The sequence below is a fragment of the Vibrio sp. V42_P2S4T144 genome (assembly GCF_009904715.1).
GTDB lineage: Bacteria > Pseudomonadota > Gammaproteobacteria > Enterobacterales > Vibrionaceae > Vibrio > Vibrio alginolyticus.
Window position 1 is genome coordinate 1 of sequence record NZ_WXWS01000645.1, and the last position, 8,908, is coordinate 8,908.

Annotated in this window: 9 protein-coding genes; 4 read left to right on the plus strand and 5 right to left on the minus strand. The window is 45.5% G+C overall.

The window, feature by feature from the left end; translation table 11 throughout:
• Positions 1-294: 294 nt before the first annotated feature.
• From napG to CAG68_RS20990, 4 genes are all read left to right on the plus strand, one after another.
• Positions 295-1,065 (plus strand): ferredoxin-type protein NapG, encoded by a 771-nt coding sequence (gene napG, locus CAG68_RS20975; protein ID WP_005383947.1) that lies wholly within the window; start codon positions 295-297, stop codon positions 1,063-1,065.
• Complete coding sequence (napH, locus tag CAG68_RS20980; RefSeq protein WP_053350046.1) at positions 1,065-1,919, plus strand: quinol dehydrogenase ferredoxin subunit NapH; 855 nt, start codon at positions 1,065-1,067, stop codon at positions 1,917-1,919. Before napG ends, napH begins: the two co-directional genes overlap by 1 nt.
• A gap of 199 nt (positions 1,920-2,118) precedes the next feature.
• On the plus strand, positions 2,119-3,300 hold the full coding sequence (locus CAG68_RS20985; RefSeq protein WP_161441616.1) for an MFS transporter: 1,182 nt from the start codon (positions 2,119-2,121) through the stop codon (positions 3,298-3,300).
• Positions 3,301-3,506: 206 nt separating this feature from the next.
• The gene (locus CAG68_RS20990; protein WP_025768568.1) at positions 3,507-3,788 is read left to right on the plus strand and encodes a YrhK family protein; all 282 of its coding nucleotides are present in this window, start codon (positions 3,507-3,509) and stop codon (positions 3,786-3,788) included.
• 122 nt (positions 3,789-3,910) lie between these two features.
• On the opposite strand, the gene CAG68_RS20995 is transcribed toward CAG68_RS20990, so the two are convergent.
• The 5 genes from CAG68_RS20995 to CAG68_RS21015 form a co-directional block, all read right to left on the minus strand.
• Positions 3,911-4,750, minus strand: coding sequence for an energy-coupling factor transporter transmembrane component T family protein (locus tag CAG68_RS20995; protein WP_005383942.1), 840 nt, complete (start codon positions 4,748-4,750; stop codon positions 3,911-3,913).
• Entirely contained in the window at positions 4,747-6,486 is a 1,740-nt protein-coding gene (locus CAG68_RS21000) for an ABC transporter ATP-binding protein (RefSeq protein ID WP_047104520.1), read from the minus strand. Before CAG68_RS21000 ends, CAG68_RS20995 begins: the two co-directional genes overlap by 4 nt.
• A 6-nt stretch (positions 6,487-6,492) precedes the next feature.
• On the minus strand, positions 6,493-7,041 hold the full coding sequence (locus CAG68_RS21005; protein ID WP_054729920.1) for an ECF-type riboflavin transporter substrate-binding protein: 549 nt from the start codon (positions 7,039-7,041) through the stop codon (positions 6,493-6,495).
• A 335-nt stretch (positions 7,042-7,376) separates the two neighbouring features.
• Complete coding sequence (locus tag CAG68_RS21010) at positions 7,377-8,507, minus strand: HlyD family secretion protein (RefSeq protein WP_005375134.1); 1,131 nt, start codon at positions 8,505-8,507, stop codon at positions 7,377-7,379.
• A complete protein-coding gene (locus CAG68_RS21015; protein ID WP_005375135.1) occupies positions 8,507-8,887 on the minus strand; it encodes a DUF3302 domain-containing protein in 381 nt (126 codons plus the stop codon). The genes CAG68_RS21010 and CAG68_RS21015 overlap by 1 nt, the downstream gene beginning before the upstream one ends.
• Between the last annotated feature and the right edge of the window lie 21 nt (positions 8,888-8,908).

An 8,908-nucleotide genomic window follows, 5' to 3' on the forward strand; every position in this document is an offset into this window, starting at 1 on the left:
AGCTTGTTATGATGTCATTTTTTGAATTTTTAGTAGTGATTTATCATCGAATTGAGCGAGTAGATTGCAAAGGTGTTGAATTATTGTACTGAGAATGGCGCGTGCTGCAGAGTATCGTGGTGAATTTCATGTCGCAGTAAATAAACGCATTTAGTCAAACTGTGACGACGGCACTGTGCGTCAGTTGACTTGAATCAATAGAGGATGGGGTTACCTCCTATGAGGTATAGGGAAACGACACGTTTAGGGCTATTTATGCTTAACTTGATAAGGGAGTTTTGTTGAGGAAATAGCATGAAATCCTCTCAGTCTAAAATATCGCAAAGTCGGCGCCGATTTTTGCGTGATACAGCTCGAACTGCGGCTGGTGTTGGCGCAGCTGCGTGTGTATTGGGCTTACAATCGCTACAAAGCCAAGCTCGAGAAACCAAAGGTGTGCCTATTCGTCCGCCTGGTGCACTGCCGGAAGGCGATTTCGAATCAGCTTGTATTCGATGTGGCTTGTGTGTTCAGGCATGTCCTTACGATACCTTGAAACTTGCGACATTACTTTCACCCGTCGCGACTGGCTCACCTTACTTTACTGCACGCGATATTCCCTGCGAAATGTGCGAAGACATTCCTTGTGTTGTCGCTTGTCCGAGTGGGGCGCTGGATCCGAAACTAACCGATATTGATGATGCTCGAATGGGTACAGCGGTTCTTATTGACCATGAAACTTGCCTTAACTGGCAAGGGTTACGATGCGACGTTTGTTATCGCGTTTGTCCGCTGATTGATGAAGCCATCACATTAGAGATGGTTCACAACGACCGAACCGGTTATCACGCCAAACTTATCCCAACAGTGAATTCCGAAGTGTGTACCGGATGCGGTAAGTGTGAACAAGCGTGCGTGTTGGATGTCGCTGCTATTAAAGTCGTCCCGACGGATTTGGCGAAAGGCAAAGTGGGCAGCCACTACAATTTTGGTTGGAAAGAGATCGACAAACCACTCGAAAATATCCTCCCTAGTGAGACGCCTGTACCGGAAGGTGCGCTTGAATCGCTAAAAGGAGGTAAGTAATGGCAAAGAATTTAGCTCAAAATGCTGGCAAAGAAGCGCTTGAAAAGCTTGGTTGGTGGCGCGCGCATCGGTTTTTGATTTTACGTCGGCTATGTCAGTTCACCATCATTGCGCTGTTTATGGCTGGGCCGACGCTGGGAATTCTAACTGGTAATCTGTCATCAAGTATGTTGCTCGATACCGTGCCGTTAAGTGACCCGTTAATTGTGCTTCAAGCTTTGGCGACAGGGCATGTTCCGGAGTTTAATGCGTTGTTAGGCGTAGTGATTGTCGTTGCGTTTTACGCGATTTTGGCGCCGCGCGCATTTTGTGCTTGGGTGTGCCCGTTGAACATCGTGACAGACTTGGCGGCGTGGTTGCGTCGAAAGTTCAACATTAAAGCGAGCTATCGTTGGTCTCCCATGATTCGTTATTGGCTGATCCCTGTTTTGATGTTGGGCAGTGCGCTATCTGGCGCAATTCTTTGGACATGGTTAGATCCAGTTGCGGCACTGCATCGCGGGTTGGTGTTTGGTATGGGCGCAGGTTGGGTGCTAATCGCCCTAGTGTTTGTGTTGGATTTACTCTTGGTTGAGCATGGGTGGTGTGGGCACTTATGTCCACTGGGGGCTACCTATGGCGTGATAGGCCGAAAAAGCCTGTTGCGCGTTACTGCTGTTCGGCGCGAAGATTGCACCAAATGCATGGATTGCTTTTACATTTGCCCAGAACCAGAAGTGCTTCGGCAGCCTTTGAAAGAGGGAGATCGTCGAGTTATGGATCAAAACTGCATTAGCTGTGGCCGTTGTTTGGATGTGTGTCCAGAACATGTGTTTGAATTTAAAAATCGCCTATCAGTAAAAGTCATTGATTAAGCCACTGAGCACATTTACTCATGCTTTAGTTCTCTTGATACTTGAACATCGCGCTTAGCCAAGGAATTGAGTGCGATGTTTATCTTCATAACAATATTCCTCAGCCATATCAGCTTGCTCTGGGTTGAAAATAATAATGATATTGCGAATTTGTTACGTTTAAAGCTATGATGATGCCTTCATATTTAAAGGAAACATCATGACTACCTCATCGCACGGCTGGAGAACGCCGCAAAATTTCCTCCTGTTAATTTCCATTATCGTGCCCATTGCTTTTTCTACCTGGATGGCGTTGTTGAACAACTTTGTTATAGAGAAAGCAAACTTTGATGGTGCCGACATAGGCCTATTGCAAAGTGTGCGCGAAATTCCGGGTTTTTTGGCCTTTACCGCCGTGTTTGTATTGCTGTTTATCCGAGAGCAACGCTTTATGCTCGTATCTTTGGCGATGCTTACGCTTGGTACGGCATTAACAGGTTATTTTCCCACTTTGTACGGTCTACTTTTTACAACCTTGTTAATGTCCACCGGCTTCCATTACTTTGAAACACTCAAGCAGTCTTTGTCTTTACAATGGCTATCTAAAGAAGAAGCGCCAGAAATGCTGGGTAAGTTTATTTCTGTTGGAGCTTTGGCTTCTCTGTTTACCTACGGCGCCATTTGGGTTTCGCTCGAACAGCTCAAACTTGATTTTAAAACGGTCTATTTAATGGCTGGTGGTTTAGGTTTTGTGCTCATTTTGGTGATGGCATTTGCCTTCCCACAATTTAAGACAAAAGTGCCTCAGAACAAGAAGCTCATCCTGCGTAAACGTTACTGGTTATACTATGCGCTTACGTTTATGAGTGGAGCACGCCGTCAAATTTTTACGGTGTTCGCTGGTTTCTTGATGGTAGAAAAGTTTGGTTACTCCGCCGCAGATATTACGTTGCTGTTCCTGATTAACTATGTCTTTAACTTCTTGTTTGCGAAGCGAATAGGCCGTTTTATCGGCGTTGTAGGTGAGCGCAAAGCGTTGATGTTTGAATACGTCGGTTTGATCTTCGTGTTTGTCGGGTACGGTTTGGTGCAAACGGCTGAGTGGGCGGCAGCATTGTATGTTGTCGATCATCTATTTTTCGCGTTAGCGCTTGCGATTAAAACCTACTTCCAGAAAATTGCCGACCCAGCAGATATGACGTCGACCGCGGGCGTTGCGTTTACGATTAACCATATTGCGGCGGTTGTAATACCTGTTACGTTTGGTGTGATTTGGCTGGTTTCACCTGCTAGCGTATTTTACATCGGCGCTGGTATGGCAGCAGTGAGCTTGCTGTTGTCACTCAATATTCCAGCGAAGCCGGAAGAAGGCAACGAAACTCGCTTGTTGAAGTGGAGTTAAGTTGGTACTCACTATCTAATCATTAAAGCGAATACCTGTAATTAGACTCGCTAAAAAGGGTGCTTATGCGCCCTTTTCTTTTTATTGCAAATAGATAATCCCTCCAATGGTTGTCAATGCATGCCACGTCCGTTAGGGTTTAGAACTAAGTATTTCGAAATAACTTGGGCGTAACTGACGCGAAACAATAAGAGGGGAGCTATACAGTGCAGATACATGGCAGAGAGTTGGATTTAGATCTAGGAAGCCGTCACATCGTTATTCAGCGCCGCTATGAGGCGTTAGGTGCTGCAAACGACCTACTCATTGCTATTTGGTTTTTAATTGGTAGCTTTTTCTTTTTGAATGATTCGTTGATTGAAAGTGGTACTTGGCTTTTCATTGTAGGCAGTGCGCAGTTGATCATTAAGCCCCTGATAAAACTGATGAGTTTAGTTCATGTTGGTCGTTTGAATAAGCAACTTTCTGGCACATCAGCGAGCCGCTGAAATTACCGCTTCTTTTGAATACTTGCAAGCAAGAAGCCAACAGGCGAGTTATCGAGGGGAAAGACGGAAGATAACGTGGTCACAACACTAACCACGTTATGTTCAGTTTGAAGCTTCAGAATTTAAAACGGATACCAGAACAGTTGTGTGTCCATCACACGCTTGCTGATCGCAGCAATCACTATCACCGCAATCCCAGCCATGCAGATCATATCGGCTTTGGTCAGTGGTTTTAAGCTGTACCAAGTGCGAGAGGAGTGGCGGCCAAAACCACGTAGCGTCATCGCGTTTGAGATTTGATCGGCTCTGTCTAAACTAGAGAAAATCAGAGGTCCAAGAATCTTCGCGACGTTCTTCATACGATTGAACAACGGAGCCTTCTTGCTCAGTTCTACTCCGCGTGCTTGTTGCGCGTGCATGATGTTAACAAAGTCCTTTTTCACTTCCGGCAAGTAGCGCAGCGTTAAGCTTACGGCATAGGCGATTTTGTAAGGTACACCCAAGCGGTTCAAGCTGGCTGAAAACTCCGTCGGGTGAGTGGTAAATACAAACACCAACGCGATTGGAAACATGCTGAAGTATTTCAACGTCACTGTTACTAGGTAAAACAACGTCTCTTGAGTGAGCGAGTAATTACCGGGTAACGAGAGTAAAACCGTTGATGAGCCCATGAATTCAGTACCTTGTTGCGGTGCTAACGCGAACATAAACAGGGCATTGATCAGTAATACCGTGCCTGTACCGAATAACAGCGGTTTGTAGACATGAAAGGGCACTTTGGTCATTTTCAGTAAGCCTAAACCAAGCACGATCAACAGTGCGATGATTCGCAAGTCAAATGTGGTCAACACCACCGTTACCCAAGCAATGAAAAGCAAGAACTTAGTAATGCCATTCAACTTATGAAGTGGTGATTGGGTATCGATGTAGTTGATACCAAACTTCATCTTATTGTCTTTCATGCCACCGCTTTCTCTAGTTGGTTTACGTCGTCGCTTTTTTGTTGGCGGTGCGCTTTTTCTACATTGATAAAGTGCTGCATAAAGCCATTGGTGTCTTCGATGCCAACTTTCGTAGCCAACTCAAACAGACTTGTTGTGGTGAGGTTTGCTTGGTCTAGTAGCTCTGGACTGCTGAATACCTGCGTCATTGGTGCATCCGCGACTAATTTACTGTCTGCAATCACGATAGAGCGCGTGGTGTATTCCAGCACTAAATGCATGTCATGAGAGATGATCATCACGGTTACGCCCAACTCGCGATTGAGCTTTTCGATGAAACTCAGCATAGACGTGTAGTTTCGATAGTCCTGACCTGCCGTCGGTTCATCAAGGATCAGAAGCTCTGGTTCCAATACCAAAATTGACGCAATGGTTACGCGCTTTTTCTGGCCGTAGCTCAATGCTTCGATTGGCCAGTGGCGGTATTTGCTCAAACCGCACAGCTCAAGGACTTCAAGTACTTTAGCTTCGATTTGTTTCTCTTCAACGCCACGATTACGGAGGCCGAAGGCCACTTCGTCGAAAATCATGTGATGGGAAATCATGTGATTCGGGTTTTGCATCACCACGCCCACTTTCTGGCTGCGCTCGAAGATGGTCAGTTCGTTAAGATCTTGACCATTCATACTCATTGAGCCGCTATCCGCTTCAATAACGCCCATAATCAGTTTGGTGATGGTCGATTTACCCGAGCCATTTTTGCCAAGTACAGAGACAAACTCGCCACGCTTGATGTCAAAACTCACGTCTTCTAACGCGTTTTTCTCACCGTCGTAAGAATAGGTGAGGCCACGGACTTCAAGCAAAGTCTCGGCTGGCGTTTTGGGCGGTTGTGCTGTTGAACCATCAAACCATGCTTGTACTGCCGGTTTATATTGCTCCAACGGTAAGGTAGTTAAGCTAGAAGGTTTTGCATCGCCCTCAATCGCGCAGCCTGCTTCTTTCAGTGCTGAAATATAAAGCGGTTCGCGGATGCCGTAATCTTCTAGCAAAGGCGACGCTAAAATTTCATCTGGCGTTGTATCGGCAATGATTTTGCCGCTTTCCATCAAGATAATACGGTCAACTGAGCAATGCAGAACGTCTTCAAGACGATGCTCAATGATTACGATGGTTTTGCCCGTTTCGCGGTGTAGATCATCGATGATCTCGATGGTTTTTTTACCCGTTTTAGGGTCAAGCGCAGCTAGTGGTTCATCAAACAAAAGGATATCGACATCATCGACGAGAATGCCCGCCAAAGAAACACGCTGTTTCTGCCCGCCAGATAAATCGTGGGGTGAGCGTTCTAGCATCTGTTCCAAGTCGACCATTTTGGCCGTGGCTTTGACCAATGGGTACATGTCGATATTTGAAGTTAGCTGGTTCTCCAGCGCAAATGCAATGTCTTCGCCAATGCTCAAACCGACAAATTGGCTGTCCGTATCTTGCAGTACGGTGCCAACTTGCTCAGTGTATTGGTGCATGTCGAAAGGGGCGGTGTCTTGACCATTGATGGTCAATGTTCCACTGGTTTCCCCTTTGATTGCGTGTGGGATCAGTCCGTTAAGACATTGCCCAAGGGTAGATTTACCACTACCACTTGGACCGATAATGACGATTTTCTCTCCTTTCTCTATCCTTAGATTGATATTTTTTAGCGTCGGTTTGTCCAGCGACTCATATCTAAAAGAGAAGTTAGAAAATTCGATTGTCATTCGACATTAAGCCTCTGTTAAGTTACGGCTTTGCTTGTTACGTTTAGCGACAGACTTAAGAATGAAGAAGCCAACAATAGCAATAAGAATGGTGTTACCGATCGCGATAATAGAAAGCTGGGTAAACACTTTAGTGAACGGTTCTGCGTATAAAATCGTGTCGAGGAATGCAGAGCAACCGTAACCAAATACGTTGCCTAATAGCGCAAGTACTACGAATAACGCGAAGTCTTTCATATTGAAATCACCTTTCTCCAAACGGTAGCGCGTTAGAGAAGGGAATAGACCGATAATCAAACCAACAATACCTGAACCAAGTACCCAAGTGAGCCATACGCCCCAACCTGCAAATAGGTCAGTAACCCAGTGACCAATAAAACCAACCAAGAAGCCAACAAGTGGTCCAAATAGTACTGAGAACAATGCTAATACTGCTATTGCTGGTTTTAGCGTTGTGTTTGCAAACACAGGGATGCCAAACATAGGTAAGCCGCCGATACCGTAAAGAGCAGCACCGATTGCAATAACCACAACAGTTTTAGCGGAAAGATTCATAGATAACCTCAGTTCAATAGTCGATTTTAAAGAACGTTCATTTATATTGTTGGAAAGCGTTAGTTATTTGATTGTGTAACATATATTCAAAACAACCAAGCTGCTTATTGTTTGCTCTATTTTTCTTCAGGAAATGTGTGATTTGATTCACGCATCCCTTTGACTGGCTTTGGTTTTAGCAAGCATTAAAAATAAGGCGCGCATTATACAGAATATTAATAAAAGTGGGAATGCTATCTATCTGGATGGCTAGAATGAATCAGGGGCTGATCGTCAGCCCCTGATTACACGGTTTGATGTTATTTTTACCGATAAATGAATGCGCTATATGTTCATTAATGGTCGAGGTATAAATAGTTCTGCCAGCTCTTCATACGAATAAGCACTTTGCGCATCACTGATACGTGAGTAAAGCTGTCTGAATAAACTGCAACTTCAACTGCAGTACCCATTGGCAGGTGGTATCCACTCAAGTCGTCGGTAATTTTCAGCTTCGCAAAAACACGTCCGCTCGTGCGCAAGGCATCAGTCCCAAGCAGAGCGCCTCGCGCTTGAATTTGGCTTTCACCAATGGCTGGAATCACGTCAATGACTTCGCCACGGAACACTTTGCCCGGAATTGCGCGGAACATAAATTCTGCTTCAAAGCCTGGCTTCAAGCGTTGTAATGAGTTCTGTCTGAATGCCGCGGTGTACGTAATGTCTTCGGTATGTACGAAGGTCATTGCCGGGGCAAGTGGCAACGGCACAGCCATCACTCCAGGACGTAAAGCCAATTGCGTAACGTAACCATCGGTTGGCGCACGAACGACGGTTTGCTCTAGGTTAAACTCTGCTTTACGCAGCTCGGCAAGAAGTTGCGCGACTTGGGTATTTTCGCCTCCGATTTCAGAGTCCAGAGCGATTTGCGCTTGTTCTTGTTGCAAAATCGCAACGTCTAACATGGCTTCTGCCGCTTTATACGCTTGGCGTCGAGTATCCAAATCTTGTTCAGTAAACGCGCCACGATCAAAGCCCCTTTGATATCGGCTAAATTCCCTTTGTGCTTTATCTCTGTCCGCTTGCGCTTTCAATACAGCAGCTTCTGCCTCTCTTAGATCAGACTCTAAGCCCAAGGCACCTTGGCTTGCTTCTTTGACTTTCGCTTCCAGGCGAGCAACTTCTGCTTCAAAAGGCACAGGATCGATTTTGAAAAGAATATCGCCCGTTTTGAGCGGTTGGTTGGCCTGGACTGGCACTTCCACCACGCGGCCACGCACGCCAGAGACGATAGGCGTAGTCGGGAACACTTGGTTACCCAATTGAGTAAATGGGTGGTTGTAGTTCATAAGCAGCACGAGTGTGCCCACTAACACTACGCCGCCAAGTACGGCGGTTGGAACGGTCCATTTGTTTAGAGGAATATTGAAAATTTTAAAAATGGCAATACAAAGAGCTGCGTAAGTCAGAATCAGCAATAAGTCCATTATTCGTCCTCTTTACTTTGTTCAGGCAAAGGCTTTTGCTGAATCTTTTGTTGTTTCAACATCGATACTTCGTTTTTGAGTTCGTTGACTTCATCGATGAGTTCTTCAAGGCGGTGATGAATGTCGTGTGTTTCTTGTTCTAGTTGTTTAAAACCCCAGCCGCGTTCCTTGCGCCATAATGTTGCCCAGATCCATAAAAATGGCCACAGCGCATGCAAAGTGAAAAGGCTGACCCAGCCAGCGTAGTGAATTGCGTCTTGGTGCGGGTGCTCTCTCTCTTTGGCGATTTCATATGGAATATCATGGATGACAATGATTCCGTAAAAGATCACTAAAGCAACGAAGATGAGTAACCCAAGTGCAAAATAGTCTAGAAACATCTTACCTACCTGTGCGTATTG

Coding starts and splice junctions, on each gene's coding strand:
- CAG68_RS21010 (WP_005375134.1), bottom strand. CDS start 8,507: ATGGACTTATTGCTGATTCTGACTTACGCAGCTCTTTGTATTGCCATT.
- CAG68_RS21015 (WP_005375135.1), bottom strand. CDS start 8,887: ATGTTTCTAGACTATTTTGCACTTGGGTTACTCATCTTCGTTGCTTTA.
- CAG68_RS21000 (WP_047104520.1), bottom strand. CDS start 6,486: ATGACAATCGAATTTTCTAACTTCTCTTTTAGATATGAGTCGCTGGAC.
- CAG68_RS20995 (WP_005383942.1), bottom strand. CDS start 4,750: ATGAAAGACAATAAGATGAAGTTTGGTATCAACTACATCGATACCCAA.
- napH (WP_053350046.1), top strand. CDS start 1,065: ATGGCAAAGAATTTAGCTCAAAATGCTGGCAAAGAAGCGCTTGAAAAG.
- CAG68_RS20985 (WP_161441616.1), top strand. CDS start 2,119: ATGACTACCTCATCGCACGGCTGGAGAACGCCGCAAAATTTCCTCCTG.
- CAG68_RS21005 (WP_054729920.1), bottom strand. CDS start 7,041: ATGAATCTTTCCGCTAAAACTGTTGTGGTTATTGCAATCGGTGCTGCT.
- napG (WP_005383947.1), top strand. CDS start 295: ATGAAATCCTCTCAGTCTAAAATATCGCAAAGTCGGCGCCGATTTTTG.